The following is a 26,227-nucleotide window of genomic DNA, read 5'->3' as shown; positions in this document are numbered from 1 at the left end:
GTCTTTCAGTAAAAGGTTCAGCCGGGACGGCCCCTGGGCCCGAGCTGGGCCAGCCCGGCACAGACCGCGCGCACCTTGGCGCGCAGCCAGCGATGGGCCGGGTCCATCTCCACCCGTGGATGCCACATCAGCGAGACGACGATGGGGTCGGTCGGCACCGGCAGTTCGAACAGATGGATGCCGGCGGCGCTGCCATCCTTGCGCGGTGCGCCGGCCGTGGTCAGGAAGGAATAAGGCACCATGGCCACCAGGTCGGAGGTGCGCACCACCGCCAGCGCGCCAGGGAAACTCGGCACCACCGCCACCACCTTGCGCGTGAGGCCTCGTGCGGCCAACGCGGCATCGACCGGACTGTTGCGGTCGCCGCGCGGCGAGGCGCTCACGTGGTCGTAGGCGCAATAGCGCTCCGCACTGACGCGCCGCAAGGACGCCAGCGGATGCCCGATGCGTACCGCGCCCACGAAGCGGTCGCGGAACAGCGTCTGCAATCTCACCTCCGGTCCCATCTCGCTGGCCACGCCGATTTCCAGGTCGGCACTGCCTTCGCGCAGCGGCAAGGGGCTGCGTTCCACCTTGGGGGCAAAGCGCAGCCGCACCAGCGGCGCCTCGGCCGTGACGGCAGCGATGAGCGCGGCGCCGCAGGCTTCGATGAAACCTTCGTTGGCGCGCAAGGTGAAGTCGCGCTCCAGTCGTGCCAGGTCCAGCTCAGGCACCGAGGGACGCAAGACCGAACGCGCTTCGTGCACGACGTTGCGCACGCGCTCGCGCAGCGCCTCGGCGCAAGGCGTGAGCACCATCTGCCGCCCTGCGCGCACCAGCAAGGGATCGCCGGTGGCCAGGCGCAGCCGCGTGAGCGTGCGGCTCATGGCCGAGGCGCTCAGGCCCAGCCGGCGCGCGGCGCCAGCGACGCTGGCTTCGGCGATGAGGGCATCCAGTGCGATCAACAGGTTGAGGTCGGTGTCGGGCATGGCGGAATCCTAGCATGCGAGGACAGACATGGCGTTCAATGCAATGATCCAATGCAAGCCGTGCGTCTTCCGCCTTGTATGGTGGCTGGCTATAGTGAAGGCCTGATTCATCTTCGCAAGCGACTCCCATGGAACTCTTTTCCGACCTGCCCGGCGACGAAGGCCTGCCGGGCGCGCAGCGCCGCCGCGCCATGCTGGCCGTGATGATGGCCACCACCATGGCCGTGTTCGACGGCACCATCATCAACGTGGCGCTGCCCCAGATCAGCCTGGCCCTGCAGACTTCCGCCGCCGCCTCGGTGTGGGTGGCCAATGCCTATCTGCTGGCCACCGCCATGACGCTGGCAGCCTTTGCCGCACTGTCTTCGCGGCTGGGTTTCCGTACCCAGTTCACGGCCGGACTGGCGGTGTTTACGCTGGCCTCGCTGGGCTGCGCACTGTCGCGCTCGGTAGATGTGCTCATTGCCATGCGCGTCTTGCAGGGCCTGGGCGGGGCGGCCATGCTCAGCATTGCGCCGGCCATCCATCGCACCGTCTTCCCCAACCGCCTGCTGGGCCGCATCCTTGGTCTCAATGCCGTGCTGGTGGCGGCCAGCACCGCCATCGGCCCGGTGCTGGGCGGTACCTTGCTGGCGGCATTGGGCTGGGAGTGGATCTTCCTCATCAACGTGCCGCTGGGGGTGATCGCGGTGCTGCTGTCCTGGAGCGCCATTCCGGAAACGCGCAAACCGGCGCGCGCACCCTTCGACCTGGCCGGTGCACTGTGGTCGGCGCTGGCCATGGGTGCCCTCATCATGGCGGCGGACACCTGTGCGCGCTTTGCCGAACCCGGCCAGAGCGCCCATGCCGCGCTGCTGGCGTCGGCCTATGCGGCCGTGGCCGTGCTGGCCGCACTGGCCTTCGTGCGCGGACAGCGCCGCGTGCCTGAGCCGCTGTTGCCGCTGGACATCTTTGCCAATGCGCGTTTCTCGCTGGCCGCACTGACCTCGCTGGCTTCCTTCGTGGGCCAGGGCATCGCCTTCGTGGCCTTGCCCTTCCTGTTCCAGAATGCGTATGGCTATACCGCCTTCGAATCGGCGGCCCTCTTTACGCCTTGGCCGCTGGGCATCGTGCTGGTGGCCCCGCATGCGGGCCGCCTGGCCGACCGCCATTCTGCGGCGCTGCTGGCTAGCCTGGGGCTGGCGCTCTTTACTGTCGGGCTGGTTTTGCTGGCCTTGCTGCCCGATCACGCCCAGGCCTGGGACATTGGCTGGCGCGCACTGGTGTGCGGCATGGGCTTCGGTTTCTTCCAGAGCCCCAACAACCGCGAAATGCTCTCCAACGTCACGCGTGAACGCAGCGGCAATGCCTCGGGTGTGCTGGCCATCATGCGTACCTTCGGCCAGTGCCTGGGCGCGGCACTGCTGGGCACGGTCCTGGCGATCTACACCGCCGCTGCGGTGGCGCAAGGCCAGGTACAGATGAGCTCGGCCCAGGATGGCAATGCGATTCGAGTCGCGTTGTGGGTTGCGGCAGCGGCCACTGCACTGGCCACGGCAGTGAGTGCCAGCCGCTTGCGGCGCAAGGCGCAAGCGCCCGCCTGATCAGCTTTGGCGGGTTGCTGCAGTGAAAAATTCTGTAATTGTTGTTGTGAAGTAAAACTTAACTATACGTAACTTCGCAACTTTCTTTAAAGACAGGTTAAATCATCGCTGATCCTCGTTTTGGCCCTTTCGGCAAGCGCTTAGACTGGCCTTTGCTTGCCGGCACGCCGACTGCTGCGGATGGTCATGATGATGAAAATAGCACCCCTCCCCCTTCCGCCCTATTCAAGAAGCCAGGACTCTGCAGTCCACTCTTGCGCAAGCGCCTTCAAACTTTCCTCCAGCCGTCCAAGAGAACGGTCAGGGGATATTCATTAGGGGATCAACCATGGGTAAGTTGAAAGTCGTGACCAGGCTGGCGTTGGGTTTTGGCCTGATCCTGGTGTTTCTGCTGAGCATCTCGGCATTGGGGTTGTACGGCATGTCGCGCGTCAATGAGGCGCTCACCGACATTACCCGCGTCAATAACGCTGAAATCAAGCTGGTCAGTGCCTTGCGCAATGCCTTGAGCCAGCGCGCCATCACCATTCGCAACATCGCCTTGCTGGATGACGAGGAATCGATGCGCACTGAAGCGCAGACGCTGGCCCGCCATGAAAAATTCTACGCCGACGCCTACACCGCCCTGGAGAAGATGTTTGCCACGGAAGCCAGCACGACCGAGCGCGAACATCAGCTACTGGCTCAGGTGAAGGCGGATGAAAACGCCACTGTCCCGCTCATGACCAAGGCCTTGCAACTGGGGCGGGAGAACAAGGCGGCCGAGGCCGTCAAGGTGCTCATCAGCGAAGTGCGTCCCAAGCAACAGGCCTGGATCAAGTCGCTGACCGAGCTCTCGGAATTCGAAGACCAACTCAATGAAGAAGCCGCCGTCAGCGCGCGCAGCACCTACGAATGGCTGCGCAACCTGACGCTGACGGCCGTAGCACTGGCATTGCTGGTGGGTATCGTGGCTGCGGTGACGATCGCCCGCAGCATCCTCCGTCAACTGGGTGCGGAGCCCTCCGAAGCGCAATCCGTCGCCCGCGACATCGCCAGCGGCGACCTGACCGCCACGGTGCGTGTACGTGACGGCGATGGTTCCAGTCTGATGGCTTCCATCGAGCAGATGCGTTACCAGTTGAACGTGATCGCGTACGGCATCAAATCTGCGGCCGAGACCATTTCGGTGGCCAGCGGACAGATCGCGCAGGGCAATTTCGACCTCTCGCAACGCACCGAAGAACAGGCCGCCTCGCTGGAAGAAACCGCCGCCAGCATGGAAGAGCTGACCACCACCGTGCGCCAGAACACCGATCACGCCGCCGAAGCGCTGCGCCTGTCGGGTGGCGCCGCGCAGACCGCCAGCAGCGGCAGCGCCGCCTTTGACCGGGTGGTGTCGACGATGGACAAGATCTCGGCCAGCTCGAGCAAGATGGCCGACATCATCGGCGTGATCGAAGGCATCGCCTTCCAGACCAATATCCTGGCCTTGAATGCGGCGGTGGAAGCGGCGCGCGCCGGGGAGCAGGGGCGCGGCTTTGCGGTGGTGGCCTCGGAAGTGCGCTCACTGGCGCAGCGCAGTGCGGTGGCGTCCAAGGAGATCAAGGACCTGATCGGTGAATCGATGTCGCACGTCAGTGCGGGTTCGGAACTGGTCGCCAATGCGGGCCACCAGATGACCGAGATCGTGGCCTCGGTACAGCGTTTCGGCGAGATCATGAACAATATCGCCTCGGCCACCCAGGAGCAGGGCAGCGGTATCGAACAGATCAACACCGCCATCGTGCAGATGGATCAGGTGACCCAGCAGAATGCGGCGCTGGTGGAAGAAGCCAGTGCGGCAGCACAGTCGCTGTCACAGCAGGCCATGGGATTGCTGAAGGTGGTCTCGGTCTTCAAGATCCGCCAGGATGCCTCGACCGTGGCCAATGCCAGCCATGCGGCGGTAGCCCCGGCGAGCTTGCAGGGCGCGCCGCTGGCGGCCCTGCACTGAATCAGCCGGTCCGGCGCCGGGGCGCTCAGCCCTGGGCGCCGTCTTCCTCGTCTTCGTCCTTGGGCACGAAGACCATGCCGCTCTTGGCGTTGTAATCCATGAGACCGGCATAGCGGCCCCAGGCGATCATGGTTTCGAAGGTCTTTTCCGGATTGTCATAGGGCAGGGCGCTACCGATGTCCTTCAACACGCGCTCGGCCTCGATCTCCTCGGCCTCGCCCAGCACCGCCAGGATGATGTGGAAGATGCGCAGCTTGTAGACCTGCTCGGCAAAGATGGCGCGCTGGCCCTTGCGGTCGGCGGCCACGAAGCGGCGGCCCAGGTCGGTCAGGTAGACCTCCTGCTTGGGCGTGTCCACCAACTCCAGAATCTCGGCGGCCTTCACGGTGGCGATGGTCTCGCCGAATTCCTTGCCGATCTCGTCGGAGATGTCGTAGATGTTGTTCAGTTCCGGCTCGTCGTGCAACAGGCTCATCAGGCCCAGGATCTGGCCCACCGGGATCAGCGGGATGGATTCCATGCGCTTGCGGCCGCGCGAGATCGGCTCGCCCGGGACGTGGGTTTCCGGCGGCAGGTCGGGCAGCGAGAGGGTGGTGATGGCTTCGTGGATGATGTTGACCAGGCGCTGGAATTCCGGGCTCTTGGAGTCGCGCGGATAGGGCAGCGGATTGTCCAGCACCAGGCCCAGGCGGCCCGGACGCGGGAACACCACGACGATGCGGGTGGCCATTTCCACCGCTTCCTCGATGTTGTGGGTGACCATGAAGATCGAGGTCAGGCCGCTGTCCGGCGCGCGCCACAGGCTGATGAGTTCCTGGCGCAGGTTTTCTGCGGTCAGCACGTCCAAGGCGCTGAAGGCTTCGTCCAGGCACAGCAGCTTGGGCTTGGACACCAGCGCCCGCGCAATGCCCACGCGCTGGCGCATGCCGCCGGAGAGCTCGCGCGGATAGGCGCTGTGGTAGTTGCCCAGGCCGATCAGTTCGATGGCGCGGTCCACGGCCGCATCGCGTTCTTCACGGGTCGGGTTGTGCGACATCAGGCCCACGGCCACGTTCTGTTCCACCGTCAGCCATGGATAGAGCGCAAAGGTCTGGAATACCACCGAGGCATCGCGGTTGACGCCGTTGAGCTGTTTGCCGCCGGCCATGGTGTGGCCCGAGCTGGGTTCGACCAGGCCGGTCAGGCAGCGCAGGATGGTCGACTTGCCCGAGCCGGACTGGCCCAGCAGGGCCAGCAGTTCACCTTCATGTACGGCCAGGTCGATGTTGTCCAGCACCTTGAGCTCGTGGCCGCCGGCGGTATTGTAGGATTTGCTGACCGCGCACAGTTCGGCGACGGCAGGGCGTTGTTGCGAGGTAGTCATGGCTTGGCTCACGGTCAATCGAGGCGGAAACGGCGTTCGGCGAAGGCATACAGGCGACGCCAGACAAACTTGTTCATCAGCACGACGAACATCGACATCACGCCGATGCTGGCGATGATGAGAGGCGTGTCACCGGACTTGGTGACCGCCGAAATATAGGCACCCAGGCCGTCGGCCTTGAGCGAAACGTCGCCCCAGTTGGCCAGCTCGGCCACGATGGACGCGTTCCAGGCGCCACCGGCAGCGGTACAGGCGCCGGTCACCCAGAACGGGAAGATGGCCGGCAGGATCAGGGTCTTCCACAGATTCCAGCGCGACAGGCCATACATGCGCGCCGCTTCCTTGAGGTCATTGGGAATGGCCATGGCCCCGGCGATCACGTTGAAGAGGATGTACCACTGCGTGCCCATGGCGATCAACAGGATACTGCCCCAGTTCATGCTGACGTTGGCCGCCACGAACCAGCCCACCACCAGCGGGAAGGTCATGTTGACCGGGAAGGAGGCACCGATCTGCGCCAGCGGCTGGGCGAAGCGGGCAATGTGCGGCTTGGAGCCGATCCATACGCCCACCGGGGTCCAGATCAGGGTGGCCACCACCGTCATGGCCAGCACCCGCAGCAGCGTCAGGAAACCGAGCCAGACGATGTGGCCGAACAGGCTCCAGCTCATGGCCCCATGCAGCGCATCGATGGCCGCCACCAGTCCGCGCAGGGCTTCGAAGATCAAGAGAGCACAGATGGCGCCGGTGAGCAGGCGCTTGGTCCAGCGCTCGCGGGTGATGCGGGCCGGTGTCGGTGCGGCCGAGGTGCCGGCCGGGCGGCGGCGCGCCAGCCAGTCGCCCAGGGGCAGCCACAGTTTTTCATCGAGCCAGGTAAAGACGTAGGAGCCGCGCAGCAGGTCATAGACCCAGGAGGTGGGTGGCGAGGTCGATTCGGTCAGTTCGATCTTGAACTTGTCGGCCCAGGCCAGGAGCGGCCGCCAGACCAGCTGGTCGCTCACCAGGATCAGCGCCAGCATGGCGATGACCGCCCACAGCGCCGCCGTATGGTCGCCCTGGTCGATGGCCTGCGCCATGTAGGAGCCCAGACCGGGCAGCTTCAGGTCCTTGTTCATGACGCTGATGGCTTCGCTCTGCGCCACGAAGAACCAGCCGCCGCCGAAGGACATCATCGAGTTCCAGATCAGGCTGTGCGCCGAGGCCGGCAGCTCTACGGTACGAAAGCGCTGCCAGGCGGTCAGGCGATAGGTGGTGGCCGCTTCCTGCATGTCGGTCGGGATGGTGACCATGGAGTGATAGAAACCGAAGGCCATGTTCCACACCTGGCCGGTAAAGATGGCGAAGATGGCCGCGCATTCCACGCCCATCAGGCTACCCGGGAACAGCGCCATGAAGCCGGTCACGGTGGCCGAGAGGAAGCCCAGCACCGGTACCGATTGCAGGATGTCCAGCGCCGGCAGGATCAGGGCGCGGGCGCGGCGGCTCTTGGCGGCCAGGTAACCGGTGCCGATGGCAAAGAACAGGGAGAAGGCGAAGGCGATCCACATGCGCAAGAGCGTGCGCCCGGCGTAATAGGGGATCATGGCCGGCGAGCTGTCGACCTCCAGCTGGTCGGACGGATCGAAGTGGGCCAGCATGCCCTTGCCGAAGTGCAGGGCGCTCCACAGCAGGCCGAACAGCACCGCCAGCACCAGCGCATCGATCCAGCCGAAGCCAGGCTTGACTTCTTCATAGGCCGTCAGTTGCGGCGAGGTGGTCTTCATTTTCATGTCGGCGAGGCAGAATGGCAGTATCAGCGGTAGCGGCGGTAGTGGCTGGGCAAGCAAGGGTCAGGTGGGCAGGGACCGGTTACGCACGACCCTTCAGATCATCGGATCCGGCACCCCCATGGCCGGCGGCGCAACTGTAACAAGGAATCCTGACAGTTTGTTGACCTGGTTGCCGTAGCGTCACATTGGCTGCGTGGCTTCAAGCAACGGGGGTGGCGGCTTAACGCACGCAACGCCATTCTGGCTGACGTACCAGGAAGTCGAGCCGGATCGTATCGCCATCGCTGCGATGAGGATGAAAAAAGCCGCGCTGCTTTCACAGGGCGGCTTTGCTCACGCTGCAGAACGGGGTGTTCAGACCGGGGGCTGCAATCCTTCCTGCGGTGCCTTGCGTGGAATCAGCGTCCACATCGTCAGGCCACTGAGCAGCAGCAAGCCCGCCAGGATATAGAGCGCGATATCGATGTTGCCGGTACGCGTCTTGACCAGGCCGATCAGCCAGGGACTGACGATGCCGCTGGTGATGCCCACGCTGGAGATGAAGGCGATGCCCGGCGCGATGGTCTGGGCCGGCAGCAGCCCGGGCGGCAGTGACCAGAAGATCGGCAGGGCGGCAAAGATCAGCACCGCCGCTACCGACAGCAGGCCCAGCGAGACGGCAAAACTGGACGGATGCAGGGTCAGCGCCGCCAGCGCCAGGGCGCCACCGGTGGTGCAGGCCAGGAAGTGGCCGTGGCGCTCGTTGCGGCGGTCCGAGCGGCGCGCAATGAGGATCAGGCCGATGGCGCCGATGGCATTGGGGATCACCGTATAGAGCGAGACCTGCACCACGTCCTTGATGCCGAAGTCGCGAATCATCAACGGCATCCAGAAGTTGAGCGTCAGCGAACCGCAGGTCAGCGCAAAGTAGATGAAGGCGAACAGGTAAGTCGGGCGATGCGACAGCGCCTGCCTGAGCGCGGCCAGCGAATGGGCGCTCACCTGGTGCGTACGCAGTGCTTCCTGGCTCTGGCGTGTCTGCAGGAAGCGGCGTTCCTCTGGCGTGAGCCACCTGGCCTGGGCCGGACCATCGGCCAGCAGGAAGATCACCAGCACGCCCAGCACGACGGCCGGTGCGCCCTCGATGGCGAACATCCACTGCCAGCCATAGAGCCCCATGACGCCGGCCATGTCGCGCATGATCCAGCCCGAGACCAGTCCGCCCAGCACACCGGCCACCGCCACGCCGGCAAAGAAGATCGCCATCACCGCCGCACGGCGCCGCGCCGGGAACCAGTAGCTGAGATAGAGCACGATGCCGGGGAAGAAGCCGGCCTCGAACACCCCCAGCAGGAAGCGCAGCACGTAGAAGTGCGTGGCATCGGTGACGGCCATCATGCCCACCGAGGCCAGGCCCCACAGCACCATGATGCGCGAGAAGGTGCGGCGTGCGCCGAAGCGCGCCAGCAGCATGTTGCTGGGCACCTCGCAAAGCACGTAGCCGACATAGAAGACGGCCGCGCCCAGGCCATACATGGCGTCGCTGAAGCCGAGGTCCTGCTTCATCTGCAGTTGGGCGAAACCGATGTTGATGCGGTCCAGGAAGGAGACCACGTAGCAGATGAAGAGGAAGGGAATGATGCGCAGCCAGACCTTGCGATAGATCGCGTCTTCGGCTGCTTCGCTCAAGTCCGGTATGGACGGGGCGGCCAGCGTACCGGCGCCCGGGGATGGGGTCATCATGAATGTCTCCGTTGGGTAGGCGCCTGTGGCGGCGCTCTTGTGGATGTGGATGAAAGAGGTGGGCGGGTCAGGCCGCTTCGGCCACGGCGGCGCGGGCGCGCAGCATGGCCTCGACCAGCACCTCGTGGCCGCCGATGTGATTGCACAGCAGCAGGATCAGGCGGGCATTGACGTCCTGGCTGGCGGCATCGTCCAGGCCGCGATGCATCTCGATCAGGGCTTCATAGAAGTCGTCCGGGCGCGTCAGGTTGGGTGCGGTGTTCAGGCGCATGGTATCTCCTTGGGGAAAGGGCTTGTTTGAGTTCTGCTCAGGCAGCGTCCAGCACGGATGTGGCCAGTTCGCCCTGCGCGTGGCCGGTCGCGCGCTGCAGGGCGCCTGCCAGCGCTGCCGCGTCGACCGCGCGCCAGCCTGCGCAGAGGTGCTGGTCGGGCCGGACCAGATAGCAGGTGAAGGGCTGGCCGTCGTAGCGCTGCGCGGCCAGGCCTTCGATGTCCTGCACCTGGCGGGCGTCCGGGCCGCATGCCGCGAGCACGGCGCGGTCCTGTGCCGTGCTCGCGGTGCTGCTCACGAACAGCAGGCGTAGCGGCACGCTGCCCTGTGCCAGTTGTTGCAGCGCCTGCAGTTGGGCTGCGGGCAGTGCAGAGGCTGCGGCAAAGATCATGGCCACGAACTGGTCGCCCAGATGCGGCAGCAGCCAGCCCCGGCCCGCCTCGCCTTGCACTGGTGCATCGGTGCAAGGCGCACCTGCTTGCATGGCACCCTTGAAGGGCCCGCTGTAGGTGGTGTTCAGGGGTGAGCCGTGCAGCGTGGCCGGCAGCGACAGGCGGCCGCTGTTGACCAGCCCGCGTGCGAAGCTGTGCTCGCGCGCCAGGCCCAGCACGGCATTGCGGAAGCATTTGCTGACGGCGCTCTTGGGTGTGATGAAGTCGGTGGAGCGGGTGGAGTTGAGCAGGTTCTCGTCGGCGGCGTACTCGCGCTCGCTCGCATAGGTATCCAGCAGGCGCTCCGGAGCCTTGCCTTGCAGGACGAAGGCCAGCTTCCAGGCCAGGTTCTCGGCATCCTGCACGCCGCTGTTGGCGCCGCGCGCACCGAAGGGTGAGACACAATGCGCAGCATCGCCCACGAAGAGCACCCGGCCATGGCGGAAGCGATCCATGCGTACGCACGAGAAGGTGTAGACGCTGACCCATTCCAGCGTGAACTGCACGTCCTTGCCCAGCAGCGCTTGCACGCGCGGGATCACGCGTTCGGGAGTCTTTTCCAGGACCGGATCGGCGTCCCAGCCGAGCTGGAAATCGATGCGCCACACATCATCGGGCTGGCGATGCAGCAGCACCGACTGGTTGGGGTGGAAGGGGGGATCGAACCAGAACCAGCGCTCGGCCGGGAAGGGGGCCTCCATCTTGACGTCGGCAATGAGGAAGCGGTCGCGGAAGGTATGGCCCACGCTTTCCAGTCCCATCATCTTGCGCAGCGGGCTGCGCGAGCCGTCGGCAGCCACCACGTAGCGCGCCTTGAGGATGTAGCTACCCTCGGGGGTGTCTACGGTCAGCGCCTCATGGTCACCTTGATGGGCGATGGCGCTGACCTTGCTCTTCCAGCGTACTTCGATCTGTTCGTGCTGCTGCGCCTGCTCCAGCAGGTAGCCTTCCAGGTAGTACTGCTGCAGGTTGATGAAGGCGGGCCGGGCGTGGCCGCTCTCGGGCAGCAGGTCGAATTCGTAGATGGCCTCGTCGCGCAGGAACACCTTGCCGCGGTTCCAGCCCACGCCCTTGTCCACCATGCGCTGGCCGCAGCCGATGCGGTCGAAGATGTCCAGCGTGCGCTTGGCGAAGCAGATTGCGCGCGAGCCCACGGAAAGGGCATCGTCGTCGTCCACCACCACGACGCGGATGCCCTGGCGGGCCAGGTCGATGGCCGTCACCAGTCCCACCGGACCGGCGCCGATGACCACCACCGGATGCACGGGCGCTTCATCGGGATGGGTTTGTTCCAGGCAGGGCTGGTAGGCGAAGCGGTGCTGCTGGTAATCGATGGCTGGGTTGTTGTTCATTTTCGTCTCCTCGCTCTCTTCGTTGTTGTCGTGGCCGCTCAGGCTTGCAGCGCCGCCCACATTTCCTTGTCGCGCTCGGCCGTCCAGATGCGCGGATGGGCGATGCCCGAGGCTTCGTCATAGGCCCGGGTGACGTCGAAGGGCAGGCAGTGTTCGTAGATGAAGACCTGGCCGAACTTGGGATCCATCAGCTGGCGCGTATGGGCCATGGCTTCCTTCAGGCCCATCCTGGCGGCCACCGCTTCGCGGCCGGCACGCAGCAGGGTCGAGACGAAATCCTTGGTATAGGCGATGCCCTGCTCGACTTGTGCGCGCCCTTGCAGCGCAGGCCCACGCCCGGGCACCAGCGCTTCCGGTTGCAGCGCGGCCAGGGCATCGAGCGTGGCCGGCCAAGGTTCCAGCTGGGCATCGCCGCAGTAGCAGGCGGCGTCGTATTCCACCAGGTCGCCGGAGAACAGCACCTTCTGGCCGGGGATCCACACCACCGTATCGCCCTTGGTGTGTCCGGCGCCGAGATGGGCGATCTTCACTTCGAGCTTGCCCATGAAGATCGTCATTTCCTTCTCGAACACCATGGTCGGCCAGGTCAGGCCGGGCACGGTTTCCACCCCGGCAAAGAGGCGCGGGAAGCGCTCGATCTCGGACTTCATGTCGGCTTCGCCACGCTCGACGATCATCTCGTAGGTGCCCCGGCTGGCGATGACCTGCTCGCCGCCTTCCTTGAAATACGCCGAGGCGCCCAGCACGCGTACGGCGTGATAGTGCGTCAGCACCACGTATTTGATGGGCAGGTCGGTGACGCTGCGGATGCGCGCGATCAGGTCTTGCGCCATCGCCGGGGTGGCGGTGGTGTCGATGACCATCACGCTGTCGTCGCCGATGATGACGCCGGAATTGGGATCGCCCTCGGCGGTGTACGCGTAGGCGTTTTCCGAGATGCGTTCAAAGGTGATCTTCTTGGCGTCGAGATCCGCCTGGGATGCAAAAGCCTTGGCCATGTCTGCCTCGTTCAATGTCAGATGGATGGGGACGAGGCTGGACATGGCGTATGCCATCGGGAAAAGGTCTCCGTCCAACCCGTCGTGGATCAATGCGGGTCAAATCCTGTTGTTCTTACCTGCCCTGAGCAGGTTGATCGCATCTTAGTCAGCGTCTTTTAATTAGTCAATATCAAATATGCTTGTTAAAAATTAATTGACGTTTCCTGCACCGAGGGGCTATCCATGCTGCACTGCACGCGAGTTGGTTTAGAATCCAGGCTCCGTGTCGGTTGGCGCGGCAGCAAACTCGCAACCTTGGAATCATCGGATGAGCGCATCCCCTGTCAAGACACAACGTGGCATCCAGAGTGTGGAAGTGGCCGGGCGCCTGTTGCAGGCGCTGGCCCAGGCACGCCAGCCCTTGCCGCTGGTGGCGCTGGCGGCGGCGGCCGAGCTGTCCTCGGCACAAGCCCACACCTATCTGGTGAGCCTGCTGCGGCTGGGCCTGATCAAGCGCACGCCCGGCGATGGCCACTACGAGGCCGGGCCGCTGGCCTTGCGCCTGGGCATGGCGCGCCTGGCGCAGGAGCCCGCCTATCGCCTGGCCCTGCCGCAAGTGCAGCAACTGAGCCAGGACACGGGCCTGAGCGTGGCCGTTACCTTGCCCACGCCGGCCGGCCCGACCATCGTGCATTACGCCCACGCCGGCAAGCCGCTGCACGTCAACCTGCACGTGGGCACCGTGATGGCGCTGTCGGAGACGGCCACGGGGCGCACCTATTGCGCCTACACCCCCTTCCCCGCCTGGCAGGCTTTGTGGGAAGCGCAGCATCCGCGCCAGCCAAGGACTCATCTGAAACATTTCCAGGAAGCACTCGATGCCATCCGCAAACGCGGCATGGAGCGCGCGGTCGACCTGCCCAGTCCGGGTGTGACCAGCCTGTGCATGCCGCTCCTGGATGCGCAGCAACAGTTGCTGTTGCTGGTGACGGTGATCGGCAGCAGCGGCGTGATCGATGCGGGATGGCGCGGTACGGTGGCGCGCCAGTTGCGCGGCTGCATTGATGCCATCGCAGCGACGCTCGCCGCTGCAGAGGAGGATGCCGCATGAGAAACACGAACCTTCTGCCGACGCCGGACGAGGGCGATCAAGATGGCGTGCGCAGCCAGCGCGGCATCCAGTCGCTCGACAGTACCGGTGCCCTGCTGGATGCCTTGCTGGAGGCCGGACGGCCGCTGCCGCTGGGCGACCTGGCCAGGCTGGCCGGGATGCCGGCGGCCAAGGCCTTCCCGCATCTGGTGAGCTTGCAGAAGATCGGTTTGCTGGCGCGCGATGCCCAGGGCAATTTCTTCCCGGGTGCACTCGGTCTCGATCTGGGGCTGGCGGCCTTGCAGCGGCTGTCGCCGCTGCGCGAAGCCGAGGCTGAAGTGGCCACCCTGGCGCAGGCGACCGGATTGTCGGTGGCGCTGGCCGTGGTCGGTCCGCTGGGACCGACGGTGGTGCGGCTGGAGGAATCCTCGCGGCCGCAGCACGTGAGCCTGCGCATCGGCACGGTACTGTCGATGGTGCATACCGCCATCGGCCGTGTCTGTGCGGCCTGTTTGCCCTCCGACATGCTGGCCGGTGCGCTGGCCATGGACGCGATCCGCATGGAAGGCGCCCAGGCTGACAGCGTAAGCCATCCCGATGGCAGCCTGCGCCACGACTATGCCGAACGGCTGCGCCAGATTCGCCGGCAAGCCATGGACCAGGCGCTGGGGCGCCCGGTGCCCGGCATCCACACCCTGGCCGCCCCGGTCTTCAACCACGCTGGCCAGCTGGCGCTGGTGATGGCGGTCATGGGCAGCAGCGGCAGTTTCGACACTGCCATCGAGGGCGAGGTAGCCCAGCTGTTGCGGGCGGCAGCGCAAGCCGTATCGTGGCGCCTGGGTGCGGTCGAGCAGGTCGCGCCGGCCGTTTCGGCGTAATTATTTATATCGTTTTCAGCTGGTGGTGCTGCGGTGGCTTTCCAGGATGGACTGCACGCGCTGCGTCAGGGCTTCCATCTTGAATGGCTTGGTCAGCAATTGCATGCCGGCAGGCAGATGGCCGTGGCCGAAGGCGGCATTCTCCGCATAGCCGGTGATGAACAGCACCTGCAGTTCCGGCCGTGCGGCCCGCGCAGCGTCGGCCACCTGGCGGCCATTGAGTCCGCCCGGCAAGCCGACGTCGGTGATCAGGAGGTCGATGCGCGCCGCCGAGTGCAGGATGCGCAGGGCGGCCGGTCCATCCTCGGCCTGCAGGATCGCATAGCCGGCATCGTTGAGTACTTCGGCCACCAGCAGGCGGATCGGGGCTTCGTCATCCACCACCAGTACCACTTCGCCACTGCCGGCCACTGCCGGCGCACTGGCCGGTTCGGCTTCCTCGGCGTGCGCGTCTTGCAGATGGCGCGGCAGGTAAAGCGTGACCGTGCTGCCCTGGCCGACTTCCGAATACAGCCGCACTTGTCCACCGGACTGGCGTGCGAAGCCATACACCATGGAGAGCCCCAGTCCGGTCCCTTCGCCGATGGGTTTGGTCGTGAAGAAGGGATCGAAGGCCCGTGCCAGCACATCCGGCGGCATGCCGGTGCCGTTGTCGGTAACGGCGATGCAGACGTATTGCCCGGCCGGCAGTTCACGTTCCTGCGCCCATTTGTCATCGAGCCACTTGTTGACGGTTTCGATGGTGAGACGCCCGCCATCGGGCATGGCGTCGCGGGCATTGATGCACAGGTTCAGCAGGGCGCTTTCCAGTTGCGGTCCATCCACGAAGGTCGGCCACAAGGCCACGGCAGTGACCACCTCCAGCGTGATGGCCGGACCGATGGTGCGGCGGATCAGTTCTTCCATGCCGCCGATGAGGGCGTTGACGTTGGTGGGCCGGGGTGCCAGGGTCTGCCGGCGCGCAAAGGCCAGCAGGCGTTGCGTGAGCGAGGCGGCCCGTTGCGCACTGCGCGCGGCCAGGTCGATGTAGCGGAACAGTTCTTCGCCGCGCCCCTGCACCAGGCGCACCCGCATCAGGTCGAGGCTGCCGGTGATACCGCCCAGCAGGTTGTTGAAGTCGTGCGCCAGGCCGCCGGTCAGCTGGCCGATGGCTTCGATCTTCTGCGAATGGCGCAGCGCTTCTTCGGTGGCCATCAGCTCTTTGGTGCGGGCGCTGACCTCGGCTTCCAGTGACTCGTTGATCTCGCGCAGGCGCGCTTCGCTGGCCGCCAGCGCATGCTGGTCGCGGATGCGTTCAAAGGCGGCCTGGGTTTGCTGGCTCACGTCGCGCACGATGGCCAGTTCGTTGTCGGTCCAGGTACGGGGCACATTGCTGCTGACGTGCACGATACCGATGACTTCGCCTTGCTCGATCAGCGGCACGTCCATGAAGGACGCCACGCCGCGTGCCAGGTGTTCCTGTTTCAGGCCGGCCGTCCGGGCATCGCGGCCGACGTCGCCGACCAGCACCACGCTGCGGCTGCGCAGCGCTTGCCCCAGGCGCCGTTCGTCATGCAAGGCCAGTGCCGCAGCGCCGCTCTCATCGGGGTGGAACGACCACTGGCCCAGTTGCTCGACCTGCTGTTGCGGCCCCAGCGTCTTGTAGCTGACCCAGCGCGTCGTGAGGGCCTCACCAATGATGTGGGCTGCAGCACTGGCAACGTCCTGCAAGGAGCCGGCCGCGCGGATCGCTTCGGCCAGGCGGAACAGGGCATGCTGGCGGGCCTCGCTGTTCTTGCGTTCGGTGACGTCGCGGGTGGTGCCGGCCACGGCCTCGACTTCGCCATCCGGGCCCAGCACGGGGAACAGGATGTAGTCGTAGATGCGGCGGCCGAAGGTGCCGTTGAAGGGGACATCACCCCGCACCGGGCGCCCGGTGGCGCGTACCTGCTCGATTTCGCGGCTGTGCATCTCGGCGTGCCAGGGCTCGTAGCCCAGTTCCAGGCAGTTCTTGCCGATGGCCTCGTCCCAGGGCTTGCCCCACATCTGCAGCAGCACGCGGTTGGCATAGGTAAATCGATGGTTCAGATCCCAGGCGTAGGCCAGATCGGGCGTGGTGGAGAGGAAGGTTTCGTAGAAGCGCCGTCGTCGTTCGGATTCGTGTGTCAGGCGCGCCAGTTCGGCGATGGCTTCCTTCTGCACGTGGATGTCGGTGGAGGTGCCATACCAGTGCAGGATGGTGCGGCCCTCGGGGTCGAGCTGCGGCTTGCCGCGCGTGAGGAACCAGCGGTATTGCCCGGCGGCATCGCCGATGCGGTGTTCGATGGAAAGCTCCACACAGGCGCTGCGCGCCTGCTGCCAGGCCTGCAGGGTTGATTGCTGATCCTCGGGGTGGAGGTGGCGCACGATCATGGCTTCCAGGCTACCCAGGCCTGCGTGCCCGGTCTCGCCGGTATGCTGGCGCCACTGGTCATTGATGAATTCCAGCTTGCCATCGGCATCGGTGATCCAGACGATCTGCGGTATTGCGCTGGTCATGAGCTGGAAGCGTGTTTCGCTTTCGTGCAGTTCACGTTCGCAGCGGTATTGCCCGCCTTGCGAAGGCGCGGCCGCCCGCAGGTTGACCGCTACTCCTTGCGCCTGCCGGTAGCAGATCACCTCATAGGAGAGCGCCTGGCCGGGCGGTGTGTAGAGACATTGCCGGCTCTGGCCATCAGCCAGGGTGGCGCGCAGCTGGGTTTCCAGCACGCCGCCGGCCAGGGCCGGACAAGCTTGCCACAGCACCTCCCCCGCCAGCGAGTGCGCTGCATCCTGGCGCTGGCCCAGCAAGGCCATGGCGGCCTCGTCCAGGTAGACCACGCAGCAACGCGCATCGACCGCGAAATACGCGGCCGGGGGAAGGGCGGGAACGGCTGATCCGGCAGAAAGTTGCAAGGGATCAGCACGAGAGGAAAGCTCGGACATGGCGTGCCTTGATTTCTGGTTACGCCCGATTGTAGATGAGCCTTTGTGAGTATGCTGTAGGACAAGCGCCAGACTTGAGGTTGATGAACCAAACGCGGCGCAAAAGCTGCTCCATGGAAACTCGTTCTTTGCAGCCGGCTGAACGCAGCGTTCCGGCACGCGTGCGCGTGCCTGTGCATCGTCCGGAAAACGGGTATACATCAGGCTTTTCCTGAGTTTGCCCCGCCCTTGGTCCTCCTATAATGAGTGCCCGGATGACAAACGCTTGCATGGCTGATCCCGCTCTCTTCCATGGCTTTCTGACGCGGTATAAAGGTGAAAAGGCACTGAGCACAGGATGTCTGCTTACTCATTGATGCGCATGGTGCGCCGTTACTGGCGCGTCGACTACGATCAGCCCGAGCTGCTCATCGCGCAGTACCGTGCCTTCTCCGGCAAGATGCCGATGATGTACCTGATCCTGCTGATCAACAGCTGGGCGCTGGCACAGACCTATTTCCCCCTGGCCCCTCAGTGGCTAAGCTTGTATTTTCCGGCGCTGCTGACGGTGCTGTGCGTGACGCGGCTGACGTTCTGGTGGCGTGGCCGGCACGTCGATCCGACACCAGGGATGGCGGCCAGGGCGCTCAAGCGGACCAATTTCCTGGCGGCACCGATTGCACTCAGTTTCTCGCTGTGGTCGGTGATGCTGTTTCCCTACGGCGACAGTTATGCCCAGGCGCACGTGGCCTTCTACATGGGCATCACCGTCGTCTGCTGCATCTTCTGCCTGATGTACCTGCGCTCGGCGGCGCTGTCGGTGGCACTGATCGTCAATGGCATCTTCACGGTATTTTTTCTTTCCACCAATATCCCTACCTTCGTGGCCGCCGCCCTGAACGTGGTGCTGGTGACCATTGGCATGCTGGCCATCGTCAACAGCCACTACAACGATTTCACCCGGCTGGTCGATGCCCAGGTCAAGACTGCGCTGCTGGGCAACGAGAACCTGCGCCTGGCCAACATCGACTCGCTGACGCGCATCCCCAACCGGCGCAAGTTCTTCACCCAGCTCGACGAAATATGCACCCGTGCCACCGGCGGTGGCCAGCGCTTCGCCGTGGCCATTCTCGACCTCGATGGCTTCAAGGCCGTCAATGACCTGTATGGCCACACCCATGGTGATCAACTGTTGGTGGAAGTGGGCCAGCGCCTGTCGGCGGTTTGCCATGACGAACGCTTCCATCTGGCGCGCCTGGGCGGCGACGAGTTCGCCATCATCATCGATGCCGACCTGAGCGACGAGGCCCTGCAACAGTTCGGCGGCCGCATCTGTGATGCGCTGCGCCGGCCCTTCGTGCTGTACAAGGCCACGGTGCAGATTGCCGCGTCGGTCGGCGTGGCGACCTTCCCCGACATGGCCGTGGATGCCAGCTCGCTCTACGAGCACGCCGACTATGCGCTGTACCAGGGCAAGCGCGAACGGCGCGGTACCGTGACCTTGTTCTCGGAACAGGACAAGGCGCAGATCCAGCGCAATGCCAATATCGAGCAAGCCTTGCGGCTGGCCGATTTCGAGCGTGAACTGTCGGTGTACTTCCAGCCCATCGTGCGCCTAGATGATTGCCAGCCGATCGCCTTCGAAGCCCTGGCACGCTGGCATAGCGCGGTCAAGGGCACGGTGGCGCCGATGGAGTTCATCCCGGCGGCCGAACGCATGGGCATCATCAACCAGTTGAGCGTGATCCTGCTCAGGAAAGCCCTGCAGGCGGCTGCTACCTGGCCGCCGGAGATTCGCCTGTCCTTCAATCTGTCAGCCAATGACATCAATACCCGCGAAGGCATGGAGCAGATTGTGGAGGTCATCACCCGCTCAGGCCTGTGCGCTTCGCGCCTGGATCTGGAAATCACCGAAACGGCGGTGCTGCAGGACCTGCGGAAGTCGCGCCAGTTGGTGAACAGCTTGCGGCAGCTGGGCTGCGGGATCACGCTAGACGATTTCGGTACCGGCTATGCGAGCCTGAGCCACTTGCACGCCCTGCCGCTGACGCGCATCAAGATCGACAAGAGCTTCGTGGCCGACATCGACCACAATGCGGTCAGCCGCAAGATCGTCAAGTCGCTGCTGGCCCTCACGCATGACATGCAACTGGCTTGTGTGGTGGAAGGGGTGGAGACGCCCGCGCATCTGGACAGTCTGCGCGAACTGGGTGCGCTGTATGGGCAGGGCTATCTGTTTTCCGTCCCGCTGGCAGCGGACCAGGTACAAGCCTGGCTGCAAGCGCAGCAAGCCCTCCTGCTTCAGCGCGAGATGGACCCGCGCGGCTGACGTGCCGCGTCGAAATCCATGCCGCTGGCGCGATAGACCTCCTGCAAGGCGTTGAGGATGTGCGGATCGCGGGTGCTCACGAGCAGCAGCGCTTCGCAGGACCAGAACACTTCCTGCCGGCCCGCTCCCACGTTGGGATCGTCGCGGCTACCCAGCATGTCCATCCAGCTGCTGTCGAAGTGGACGTCGGTTTCCTTGTAGTCGAGGATGAAGTTGCCGCTGGAAGGACCGGCTTCGTCATCCATGACGCGCAATTCCAGTTGCTCCGCAGTGAGCCCGCGTTCGCGCAAGGCGTCGTAGGCACGCTCGGCGCTGGCCAGCGTGGGGAAGGGAAAGACCGCCACCGTCGGTTCCTGCGTGATCATCGAAATCTCCTCGTTCAGATGCTGGCTTGTCTGCGCGGCCGCTGCATGAGCCGGCTGCCCTAGACCTTGGCCTTTTCGCCCGGCGTGGCCGAGCGCACCAGGAAGTCTCGCGTCACCGTGGGCAGGTGGTTGAGCATCCAGGTGCTCATGGCTTTTTCCTGCTCCAGGATCTGTTCGCAGATACGCTGGGTTTCGCTGTCGCCGGCCTCGCGTGCGGCGGCGATCAGCGAGGTGTAGCAGGCAATCTCCAGGTTCTCGAAGACATAGCCGGCAATGGCACCCTTGACCACCTCATCATGCTGGGTCATGCCGCCGGCCGCTTGCGCGAATGCGCTCATGCGGCCGGCCATGTCCTTGAACATGGATGCGCTGCCATTGAGCCGCTTGATGCAGCCCTCCACCAGTTCCTGTTGGCCCAGGGTTTCCTGCAGGTGCGATTCCAGCCGCGCTTTCAGTTCGGGATAGTGATCGATGCGGCTGGCCTGGGCCTTGAGCATCTGCTCGGCTTGCTGTTCCATGGCATGGGCATCCTTGAGCCAGGCCAGCAGGTTTTCGTTGACGTCGGTGGTCATGGCATTCTCCTTGTCGGTGTCAGCCCGCCGCGCGCGAGCACGGCGGTAGCGCCTTGCCGGGGCAAGGCGCGCTCAGCAGTGAGAGCTGAGGAGTTCAGGGCTTCTTGGCCTTGAGGTTCATTTCCGGATCGGCCGAGCCGATCTCGGCGCCCGTGAGGGGTTCGCCGTCCTGGGCGGAAGCGGTGCGCGCGGCCATCTGGTCCAGCATGGCCTGTTCTTCCGCGCCCAGTTCCACCGTGGCCTGGCCATCGCCACCATCGGCCGGGGTCAGGGCGTCGGCACCATCCAGGCGTTCCCACTGCTTGCCGTCATTCCACGGACCGGTCTGCTCGCCTACGCCTTGCGAGAGATTGACGTAGACCTTGGAGAAGCGCGGATCGCCAGGCAGCTTTCCCGGCGGGAAATTGGGACGGATGGAATAGAGCGCTTTTTCGAACGACTTCTGGTGGGCGATCTCGCGTGTCATCAGGAAGCCCAGGGCTTCCTTCACACCCGGATCATCGGTCAGATTGATGAGTCGTTCATAGACGATCTTGGCGCGCGCTTCGGCCGCGATGTTGGAACGCAGGTCGGCGGTCGGTTCGCCAATGGTGTCGACGTAAGCGGCACTCCATGGCACCCCTGCAGAGTTGACCAGCGGTGCGCCGGCCCCGTATAGCACCTGGGTGATGTGACTGTCGTTGCCCGCACCGGTGATTTCCTTGTAAAGCAGCCCTTCTTCTTCCACCCCCTCGGCCAGCTTGCCCTTGGCGCCCTTGTTGAGCATGACGACGATGTTGCCGATCACTTCGAGGTGGCTCAGTTCTTCGGTGGCGATATCGAAGAGCATGTCCTTGCGGCCGGGATCGTCCTCGGCAATGGCCTGCGTGAAGTAGCGGCAAGCGGCGGCGAGTTCGCCTTGCGGGCCGCCGAATTGTTCCAGCATCAGATTGGCCAGCCCTGGATTGGGGCCGGCGACGCGTACCGTGTATTGCAGGCGCTTGTTGTGAGCGAACATATCGGACTCCTTGTCGAGGTCGTGGGATTGAGGGGGCAGAAGTTGAACGCGACAGACTCGCCGCAGGTCCGGCGCAGCGGTGCGTTCAACAGAGCCTTCATGCTAGGAGGCGAGCGCTCAGCCATACCATCGGCGCGAGCGGAAAACAGGTGGTGATCGTTGACGATGAAGCGTGTCGGAGATCCTTAGCGCGGCAGCAGCTGGCCGTCGGACGACCACAGGTCCGACATTCAGTGTTAGTCCGATGGAGCGCGCAGCGGCGCGCCGCTAGACTCGGAGACTTCCATCATCTTGTATGCCTGCACTGGCTCCACGCTGACTGCAGGCACCCCATTCCGTACAGGCAAGGACAACATGCTCAAGAAAGTCGAGCCCCCCGTGACTACCTTCAAGCTATTGGAGGCGGACCCTGCGCGGGTCTGCGCCGGGATCGCTGCGGCACCTGTCACTACCCCTGCTCCCGATGCCATTCGACTGAGCTGGCCACTGGTCGCCGTGGGCGTGGCGGTACTGGCCGCCGTCATTGGCTGGTGGAGTGCGCAGGATGAACGCATCTGGCGTGCCTATTGCGGCGGGATGGCTGCTGCCGCAGCGACGGCGGCGGGCACCCTGCCTCTGTTCTTCTCGCGTCGTTTTTCTCCGCGCATGGCCGATTGCTGTACCGGCTTTGGCGCCGGCGTGATGCTGGCGGCGTCGGTGTTCTCGCTGATCCTGCCCGCCCTGCACAGCCTGGAGGCAAGCGGGGCCGGCAAGCAGATGGCCAGTCTCGTCACCGGCGCCAGCGTGCTCTGCGGAGCGCTGCTGGTGCTGGCGCTGCAACGCGCCGGGCAGGGACATGACGAGCTGGCGCGCCAGGCGGCATTGCGCCGGGTGTGGCTGTTCGTGCTCACCGTCGGGCTGCACAATCTCCCGGAAGGCCTGGCCGTGGGCGTGGCCTATGGCGGCGTGGCACCGGAACAGGCCTCGGTACTGACCTTCGGCATTGCCTTGCAGGACATCCCGGAGGGCATGATCGTCGCCACCGCCTTGCGCGGCATCGGTTACTCGCGCGCCGATGCCATCGGCTGCGGCATTCTCTCGGGACTGGTGGAGCCGCTGGCCGCAGTGGCAGGTGCGGCCCTGGTTTCGCTGTCGGCCGCGATGCTGCCCTGGGCGCTCGGCGGCGCGGCGGGAGCGATGCTGTTCGTGTTGGCCCATGAGGTGATTCCTGATCCGCATCGCCGCCGCGATGCTTTGGCGGCGACCTGCTGTCTCATCGCCGGTTTCGTGCTGATGATGGTGATGGATACGGCGCTCTCATGAAGGAGAACAACATCATGGCCAGCTCCGCCTCTGCAGGCGATCCCGCCATCGTGGCACCGACGCTGACGTACGTGGAACTCTGGCGCGGCGCCGAGCTGCTCATCCGGAAGGCGGGGCAAGAGCAGTCCGGTTCGCGCTGGGTATTCCTGTCGGCCTTGATGCTGCTGTCGTTCTGCCTGGAAGCCTATCTCAACCATGCCGGTCCCTTGTTGTTCGGCGCAGCCTGGAACGAAGGCCGCCAGGCGCACGGCGGCAAGGATGTGAAGGCCAGGCTGCGGCTGGTCTGTGCCGCCTGCGGTGTGGAACTGGAGGCGCCGCACAAGTACCGCACCGTGGCCCTGACGCTGCTGGAACTGCGCGGCAGCCTGGGACAGGCGACCCAGGTGCGGTTGCAGATGCCCGGCACGTCTTCGGTGCGGCGCACGGTGCCGTCCGAGAGCGCGCTGGATCCGGCCGAGCTTGCCTTCGACCCTGCCTGGGCGCCTTATTGTGAACGAGGCGTGGTGCTCGAGTACCGCGTCCAGTTGCGCAGCTTGCTGGCCAAGCTGCATGCGCGCCTGCCACGGCAAGAGCGTGGCCCGCTGTCGATCTGAGCGCCGCCAACGGCGCAGCCGGGGCTTCTCTTGCGCGATGGCCGCGCCGTGTGCCGATTTTTCCTCTTTCATCTCCACAGGAGTCCTCATGTGCAAATCTCTTTCCCGACGCAAGCTGCTGGCCGCCACCTTTGCAGGCACGCTTCTGCTGACCATGCACGCCCTGCCTGCCAGGGCGGACGAGCCCACCTTGAGTATCCTCGAACCCAAGAGCGGCCAGACCGTCACCAGTCCCTTCCGCGTGCGTCTGGCCGCCCATGCCATGAGCACCCGGCCGGCAGGCAAGCTGGTCGAGGGCACGGGGCATCACCATCTCCTCATCAATCACGCGCCTGTGGGCAAGGGTGAGATCATCCCGCATGACGACACCCATCTGCATCTGGACGATGGCCAGGCCGAGACCATGGTTTCGCTACCGCCCGGCAAGTACAAGCTCACGGCGCAGTTCGCCGATGGCGAGCACCGTTCGTACGGACACATGATGGCGCACGGGATCAATATCACCGTCAAGTAGCCCAGACGGAAACAGGCCGGTGCCCGTGGATGGGCCCGGCCTGATGCGGAGCGTGCTGTGCGGAGGGGACGGCTGGTTCAGGCAGCCTGTTGCTGGTTGACCTTTTGCAGTGCCAGCTGGCTGAGCTTTTCGTCCGTGGCCTTTTCTTCCTGCAGGGTTTCGTCGAGCAGCCTGGCGGCATCGTCCAGTCCCAGTTGCTTGGCCAGCGCGCACAGGGTGCCGTAGGTGGCGATCTCGTAGTGTTCCACCTTTTGCGCGGCTCCGATGAGCGCGGCATCGAGCACGGGGCCCTTCTCGATTTCATCGATCTGCTCGCGACCTTCTTCGACCAGGCCTTCCATGGCCACGCACTTGATGCGCTTGAGCCGCAGCTCGGCATTGTCCACCAGGCGATCGATGCGCTCGATCTGTCCCTGGGTTTCTTCCAGATGCTTTTCAAACGCCTGGCGCAACTCGGGCGTGGTGGCGGCACGCGCCAGGCGGGGCAGGGCGCGGGTGAGTTGTTTCTCGGCGCTGTAGACGTCGGACAGGCTGTGGATGAACAGGTCCTTGAGGGTCTTGACGGTCATGCTGATCTCCTTGATCGGTCGGGCGTGATCGGATAATGGGCGTAAAACGATGCGCAGCAAAAAGGGCCCCGCAGGGCCCTCTGCCTTCAGCAATCCACCGCGCTTAGCGGTTGTTGCCCTGGTTGCCACCGCCGTGGCTGTTCTGGCCGCCCTTGCGGCCGGCTTCACGCGCTTCTTCGGAGCTGAACTCGTGCGCGGTCCCCTTTTCGTGAGCGGCCTTGCCGCCCTGGGAGGCGATTTCGCGCTGCTTGTTTTCATCCATCGAAGCGAAGCCGCGGTTGCTGGTCGAGCCTTGGTTTTGGTTTGCCATGATGTATCTCCTTGTGTATCAAGAGGGGTGGAAAATTCCGCAGGGCTTTGTCTTCCCTACGAGTCCTCATCTTAGGCAGACCGCCTTGGCTGCGATATCAGCGTGTTGCCCGATGAGAGGGTGGCGTGAGCTGTCAGTCATGCCAGCGTCCGTGAAGAAGAGCCTATGCTCTGGCGTGACGGTCTGATCAGGAACAAATGCCCTGCAAAGAACTCCATGGCATGTTCAAGCAGTGCATGCCAACTGCCGGGCTGGGAAGCACCCTGCACGCAGGCAGCCGACAAGGGCGGATACCGGGATATCACAATGAAGAAGAAACAAGCGCTGATCGAGGGAGTGAATCGGCTCAAGGCCTCGCACGAACAGGCCGCCGGCATCCTGCAGGCCATCGTGCATGATGTGGTGCGGCTCAGCAAGGGAGACGGCGACCTGCCCGAGCGCCGGGACTTTCGCCGCTACCGCCGAGCCATCAAGGAATTGAAATTGCAGTGTCTGCAGGTGGAGATGGTGCTGGCCGAATTCGACCGCGAGGACTGAGCGCTACCGTCCCTCTCCGAAATGAAATTGATCTGCCGGGCAGCGGATCCCCGGCAGGGGGCTTGCGGTGCTGATCACAGTTGCGGGCTGTTTTCCCGCATGTCCTGCTCCGAATAATTGCCGCCTTCGGGCTTGTTGCTGGAAGCGGGCTTGTCGCTGTCGCCCGGTGCGTGGCGCTTGCCACGGTCGAGCATGTCGCGTTCATTGGTCCCGCTGGGCGGATTGCCTTGCGTTTGCAGATCTTGCGGGCCGGACGTGTCGGCGGCGTGGGTATGCTTGTTCAGGGCGTCGGTCATGATGCTCTCCTCATCTTCAGGTGAATGAAATACACGGCCACAGGGCCGCTGTGCAGATGATTTCCGCAATGCTACCGGGCGCGGCGCGCAGTGTATGTCGGCGGGTGCCGCGTGCGGGGGCCCCAAACGTCGACGTCGCTGCTTCCTGCATTGCCCTGGCTCCTGCGCTCATCAAGCAGCGCTGACCAGTCCGACAGCCTCTGCCCACAAGGCTAGGCGTGGCTCGCTGATGGTTGCGCGGCAGGGCGCTGTTTAATCTGGAGACTCCGTTTTTCCTCGTTGCCTCACCTGTCCAGTCAAGGAGCCCGGCATGTCCATCGAATCCAAATTGCCCACCCGTGCCAATCCCAGTCCCGCACAGTCCAGCGGCCAAGCCACCAGCCAGCCGGCCCGCAGCGATCACGTGGAAGCCCGGGAAACCAGCACCGACAACGCCAACAAGGAAATCGCCAAGCCCGAGGTCGACATCGTGCAGGACGACGCCCGCGCGCCGCGCTGAGCGCTTGTTGATCTTCGGGAGGAGGGCGCCGTGAGCGCTG

At 64.6% G+C, this 26,227-nt stretch carries 24 protein-coding genes; 10 read left to right on the top strand and 14 right to left on the bottom strand.

Annotated features, from left to right (window positions below; genetic code table 11):
• Window positions 1-17: 17 nt before the first annotated feature.
• Window positions 18-968, bottom strand: a complete 951-nt coding sequence (locus tag ACVC5H_RS22795) for a LysR family transcriptional regulator (protein WP_489619993.1) — start codon at window positions 966-968, stop codon at window positions 18-20.
• Between the two features lie 128 nt (window positions 969-1,096).
• Between ACVC5H_RS22795 and ACVC5H_RS22790 the strand changes: the two genes are divergently transcribed.
• Together ACVC5H_RS22790 and ACVC5H_RS22785 are read left to right on the top strand one after the other, a co-directional pair.
• A complete protein-coding gene (locus ACVC5H_RS22790; RefSeq protein ID WP_489619992.1) occupies window positions 1,097-2,551 on the top strand; it encodes an MFS transporter in 1,455 nt (484 codons plus the stop codon).
• 328 nt (window positions 2,552-2,879) lie between these two features.
• Window positions 2,880-4,526 carry a methyl-accepting chemotaxis protein gene (locus ACVC5H_RS22785; RefSeq protein ID WP_489619991.1) on the top strand — a complete coding sequence of 549 codons (1,647 nt, stop codon included), beginning with the start codon at window positions 2,880-2,882 and terminating at the stop codon, window positions 4,524-4,526.
• A 25-nt stretch (window positions 4,527-4,551) separates the two neighbouring features.
• On the opposite strand, the gene ACVC5H_RS22780 is transcribed toward ACVC5H_RS22785, so the two are convergent.
• The 6 genes from ACVC5H_RS22780 to ACVC5H_RS22755 form a co-directional block, all read right to left on the bottom strand.
• Window positions 4,552-5,889 (bottom strand): ABC transporter ATP-binding protein, encoded by a 1,338-nt coding sequence (locus ACVC5H_RS22780; protein WP_489619990.1) that lies wholly within the window; start codon window positions 5,887-5,889, stop codon window positions 4,552-4,554.
• Between the two features lie 14 nt (window positions 5,890-5,903).
• On the bottom strand, window positions 5,904-7,652 hold the full coding sequence (locus tag ACVC5H_RS22775) for an ABC transporter permease (protein WP_489622747.1): 1,749 nt from the start codon (window positions 7,650-7,652) through the stop codon (window positions 5,904-5,906).
• A 360-nt stretch (window positions 7,653-8,012) separates the two neighbouring features.
• Window positions 8,013-9,380, bottom strand: a complete 1,368-nt coding sequence (locus ACVC5H_RS22770; protein ID WP_489619989.1) for an MFS transporter — start codon at window positions 9,378-9,380, stop codon at window positions 8,013-8,015.
• Between the two features lie 67 nt (window positions 9,381-9,447).
• The gene (locus tag ACVC5H_RS22765; protein ID WP_489619988.1) at window positions 9,448-9,651 is read right to left on the bottom strand and encodes a DUF2783 domain-containing protein; all 204 of its coding nucleotides are present in this window, start codon (window positions 9,649-9,651) and stop codon (window positions 9,448-9,450) included.
• 37 nt (window positions 9,652-9,688) lie between these two features.
• Window positions 9,689-11,434 carry an FAD-dependent oxidoreductase gene (locus ACVC5H_RS22760; protein WP_489619987.1) on the bottom strand — a complete coding sequence of 582 codons (1,746 nt, stop codon included), beginning with the start codon at window positions 11,432-11,434 and terminating at the stop codon, window positions 9,689-9,691.
• Between the two features lie 38 nt (window positions 11,435-11,472).
• Complete coding sequence (locus ACVC5H_RS22755) at window positions 11,473-12,432, bottom strand: MBL fold metallo-hydrolase (RefSeq protein WP_489622746.1); 960 nt, start codon at window positions 12,430-12,432, stop codon at window positions 11,473-11,475.
• 310 nt (window positions 12,433-12,742) lie between these two features.
• Here ACVC5H_RS22755 and ACVC5H_RS22750 point away from each other — a divergent pair, with 310 nt between their 5' ends.
• Both ACVC5H_RS22750 and ACVC5H_RS22745 read left to right on the top strand, forming a co-directional pair.
• Window positions 12,743-13,525: an IclR family transcriptional regulator gene (locus tag ACVC5H_RS22750; protein ID WP_489619986.1), complete on the top strand. Its 783-nt coding sequence runs from the start codon at window positions 12,743-12,745 to the stop codon at window positions 13,523-13,525.
• Window positions 13,522-14,382, top strand: coding sequence for an IclR family transcriptional regulator (locus tag ACVC5H_RS22745; protein ID WP_489619985.1), 861 nt, complete (start codon window positions 13,522-13,524; stop codon window positions 14,380-14,382). The genes ACVC5H_RS22750 and ACVC5H_RS22745 overlap by 4 nt, the downstream gene beginning before the upstream one ends.
• A gap of 15 nt (window positions 14,383-14,397) precedes the next feature.
• Here ACVC5H_RS22745 and ACVC5H_RS22740 read toward each other — a convergent pair whose 3' ends face one another.
• Window positions 14,398-17,325: a PAS domain-containing hybrid sensor histidine kinase/response regulator gene (locus ACVC5H_RS22740; RefSeq protein ID WP_489619984.1), complete on the bottom strand. Its 2,928-nt coding sequence runs from the start codon at window positions 17,323-17,325 to the stop codon at window positions 14,398-14,400.
• 337 nt (window positions 17,326-17,662) lie between these two features.
• Between ACVC5H_RS22740 and ACVC5H_RS22735 the strand changes: the two genes are divergently transcribed.
• On the top strand, window positions 17,663-19,633 hold the full coding sequence (locus ACVC5H_RS22735) for a putative bifunctional diguanylate cyclase/phosphodiesterase (RefSeq protein WP_489619983.1): 1,971 nt from the start codon (window positions 17,663-17,665) through the stop codon (window positions 19,631-19,633).
• Here ACVC5H_RS22735 and ACVC5H_RS22730 read toward each other — a convergent pair.
• The 3 genes from ACVC5H_RS22730 to ACVC5H_RS22720 all read right to left on the bottom strand — a co-directional run bounded on the left by ACVC5H_RS22730 (window position 19,606) and on the right by ACVC5H_RS22720 (window position 21,567).
• The gene (locus ACVC5H_RS22730) at window positions 19,606-19,998 is read right to left on the bottom strand and encodes a hypothetical protein (protein WP_489619982.1); all 393 of its coding nucleotides are present in this window, start codon (window positions 19,996-19,998) and stop codon (window positions 19,606-19,608) included. The genes ACVC5H_RS22735 and ACVC5H_RS22730 overlap by 28 nt on opposite strands.
• A 59-nt stretch (window positions 19,999-20,057) precedes the next feature.
• A complete protein-coding gene (locus tag ACVC5H_RS22725) occupies window positions 20,058-20,570 on the bottom strand; it encodes a ferritin-like domain-containing protein (protein ID WP_489619981.1) in 513 nt (170 codons plus the stop codon).
• Between the two features lie 94 nt (window positions 20,571-20,664).
• Entirely contained in the window at window positions 20,665-21,567 is a 903-nt protein-coding gene (locus ACVC5H_RS22720; RefSeq protein WP_489619980.1) for a manganese catalase family protein, read from the bottom strand.
• Between the two features lie 354 nt (window positions 21,568-21,921).
• Here ACVC5H_RS22720 and ACVC5H_RS22715 point away from each other — a divergent pair, with 354 nt between their 5' ends.
• From ACVC5H_RS22715 to ACVC5H_RS22705, 3 genes are all read left to right on the top strand, one after another.
• Window positions 21,922-22,869, top strand: a complete 948-nt coding sequence (locus ACVC5H_RS22715) for a ZIP family metal transporter (RefSeq protein WP_489619979.1) — start codon at window positions 21,922-21,924, stop codon at window positions 22,867-22,869.
• Window positions 22,870-22,883: 14 nt separating this feature from the next.
• Window positions 22,884-23,462, top strand: coding sequence for a hypothetical protein (locus tag ACVC5H_RS22710; protein ID WP_489619978.1), 579 nt, complete (start codon window positions 22,884-22,886; stop codon window positions 23,460-23,462).
• An 88-nt stretch (window positions 23,463-23,550) separates the two neighbouring features.
• Complete coding sequence (locus tag ACVC5H_RS22705; protein WP_489619977.1) at window positions 23,551-23,976, top strand: DUF4399 domain-containing protein; 426 nt, start codon at window positions 23,551-23,553, stop codon at window positions 23,974-23,976.
• A 77-nt stretch (window positions 23,977-24,053) separates the two neighbouring features.
• Here the strand turns inward: ACVC5H_RS22705 and ACVC5H_RS22700 are convergent, their stop codons facing one another.
• Entirely contained in the window at window positions 24,054-24,545 is a 492-nt protein-coding gene (locus ACVC5H_RS22700) for a YciE/YciF ferroxidase family protein (protein ID WP_489619976.1), read from the bottom strand.
• Between the two features lie 103 nt (window positions 24,546-24,648).
• The gene (locus tag ACVC5H_RS22695) at window positions 24,649-24,855 is read right to left on the bottom strand and encodes a KGG domain-containing protein (RefSeq protein WP_145606995.1); all 207 of its coding nucleotides are present in this window, start codon (window positions 24,853-24,855) and stop codon (window positions 24,649-24,651) included.
• A 306-nt stretch (window positions 24,856-25,161) separates the two neighbouring features.
• On the opposite strand from ACVC5H_RS22695, the gene ACVC5H_RS22690 reads away from it, so the two are divergent.
• Window positions 25,162-25,392: a hypothetical protein gene (locus ACVC5H_RS22690; protein ID WP_489619975.1), complete on the top strand. Its 231-nt coding sequence runs from the start codon at window positions 25,162-25,164 to the stop codon at window positions 25,390-25,392.
• Between the two features lie 74 nt (window positions 25,393-25,466).
• On the opposite strand, the gene ACVC5H_RS22685 is transcribed toward ACVC5H_RS22690, so the two are convergent.
• Window positions 25,467-25,688, bottom strand: coding sequence for a hypothetical protein (locus tag ACVC5H_RS22685; RefSeq protein ID WP_489619974.1), 222 nt, complete (start codon window positions 25,686-25,688; stop codon window positions 25,467-25,469).
• Window positions 25,689-25,998: 310 nt separating this feature from the next.
• Between ACVC5H_RS22685 and ACVC5H_RS22680 the strand changes: the two genes are divergently transcribed.
• Window positions 25,999-26,187: a hypothetical protein gene (locus tag ACVC5H_RS22680; protein ID WP_489619973.1), complete on the top strand. Its 189-nt coding sequence runs from the start codon at window positions 25,999-26,001 to the stop codon at window positions 26,185-26,187.
• Window positions 26,188-26,227: the final 40 nt, after the last annotated feature.

This window comes from Herbaspirillum sp. Her3 (assembly GCF_057961275.1).
This window is presented reverse-complemented; position numbering and strand designations above follow the sequence as displayed.

Excerpts from the sequence above, each read along its gene's own strand:
- ACVC5H_RS22795 (WP_489619993.1), bottom strand. The coding sequence starts at position 968 with ATGCCCGACACCGACCTCAACCTGTTGATCGCACTGGATGCCCTCATC.
- ACVC5H_RS22790 (WP_489619992.1), top strand. The coding sequence starts at position 1,097 with ATGGAACTCTTTTCCGACCTGCCCGGCGACGAAGGCCTGCCGGGCGCG.
- ACVC5H_RS22785 (WP_489619991.1), top strand. The coding sequence starts at position 2,880 with ATGGGTAAGTTGAAAGTCGTGACCAGGCTGGCGTTGGGTTTTGGCCTG.
- ACVC5H_RS22780 (WP_489619990.1), bottom strand. The coding sequence starts at position 5,889 with ATGACTACCTCGCAACAACGCCCTGCCGTCGCCGAACTGTGCGCGGTC.
- ACVC5H_RS22775 (WP_489622747.1), bottom strand. The coding sequence starts at position 7,652 with ATGAAGACCACCTCGCCGCAACTGACGGCCTATGAAGAAGTCAAGCCT.
- ACVC5H_RS22770 (WP_489619989.1), bottom strand. The coding sequence starts at position 9,380 with ATGATGACCCCATCCCCGGGCGCCGGTACGCTGGCCGCCCCGTCCATA.
- ACVC5H_RS22765 (WP_489619988.1), bottom strand. The coding sequence starts at position 9,651 with ATGCGCCTGAACACCGCACCCAACCTGACGCGCCCGGACGACTTCTAT.
- ACVC5H_RS22760 (WP_489619987.1), bottom strand. The coding sequence starts at position 11,434 with ATGAACAACAACCCAGCCATCGATTACCAGCAGCACCGCTTCGCCTAC.
- ACVC5H_RS22755 (WP_489622746.1), bottom strand. The coding sequence starts at position 12,432 with ATGGCCAAGGCTTTTGCATCCCAGGCGGATCTCGACGCCAAGAAGATC.
- ACVC5H_RS22750 (WP_489619986.1), top strand. The coding sequence starts at position 12,743 with ATGAGCGCATCCCCTGTCAAGACACAACGTGGCATCCAGAGTGTGGAA.
- ACVC5H_RS22745 (WP_489619985.1), top strand. The coding sequence starts at position 13,522 with ATGAGAAACACGAACCTTCTGCCGACGCCGGACGAGGGCGATCAAGAT.
- ACVC5H_RS22740 (WP_489619984.1), bottom strand. The coding sequence starts at position 17,325 with ATGTCCGAGCTTTCCTCTCGTGCTGATCCCTTGCAACTTTCTGCCGGA.
- ACVC5H_RS22735 (WP_489619983.1), top strand. The coding sequence starts at position 17,663 with ATGTCTGCTTACTCATTGATGCGCATGGTGCGCCGTTACTGGCGCGTC.
- ACVC5H_RS22730 (WP_489619982.1), bottom strand. The coding sequence starts at position 19,998 with ATGATCACGCAGGAACCGACGGTGGCGGTCTTTCCCTTCCCCACGCTG.
- ACVC5H_RS22725 (WP_489619981.1), bottom strand. The coding sequence starts at position 20,570 with ATGACCACCGACGTCAACGAAAACCTGCTGGCCTGGCTCAAGGATGCC.
- ACVC5H_RS22720 (WP_489619980.1), bottom strand. The coding sequence starts at position 21,567 with ATGTTCGCTCACAACAAGCGCCTGCAATACACGGTACGCGTCGCCGGC.
- ACVC5H_RS22715 (WP_489619979.1), top strand. The coding sequence starts at position 21,922 with ATGCTCAAGAAAGTCGAGCCCCCCGTGACTACCTTCAAGCTATTGGAG.
- ACVC5H_RS22710 (WP_489619978.1), top strand. The coding sequence starts at position 22,884 with ATGGCCAGCTCCGCCTCTGCAGGCGATCCCGCCATCGTGGCACCGACG.
- ACVC5H_RS22705 (WP_489619977.1), top strand. The coding sequence starts at position 23,551 with ATGTGCAAATCTCTTTCCCGACGCAAGCTGCTGGCCGCCACCTTTGCA.
- ACVC5H_RS22700 (WP_489619976.1), bottom strand. The coding sequence starts at position 24,545 with ATGACCGTCAAGACCCTCAAGGACCTGTTCATCCACAGCCTGTCCGAC.
- ACVC5H_RS22695 (WP_145606995.1), bottom strand. The coding sequence starts at position 24,855 with ATGGCAAACCAAAACCAAGGCTCGACCAGCAACCGCGGCTTCGCTTCG.
- ACVC5H_RS22690 (WP_489619975.1), top strand. The coding sequence starts at position 25,162 with ATGAAGAAGAAACAAGCGCTGATCGAGGGAGTGAATCGGCTCAAGGCC.
- ACVC5H_RS22685 (WP_489619974.1), bottom strand. The coding sequence starts at position 25,688 with ATGACCGACGCCCTGAACAAGCATACCCACGCCGCCGACACGTCCGGC.
- ACVC5H_RS22680 (WP_489619973.1), top strand. The coding sequence starts at position 25,999 with ATGTCCATCGAATCCAAATTGCCCACCCGTGCCAATCCCAGTCCCGCA.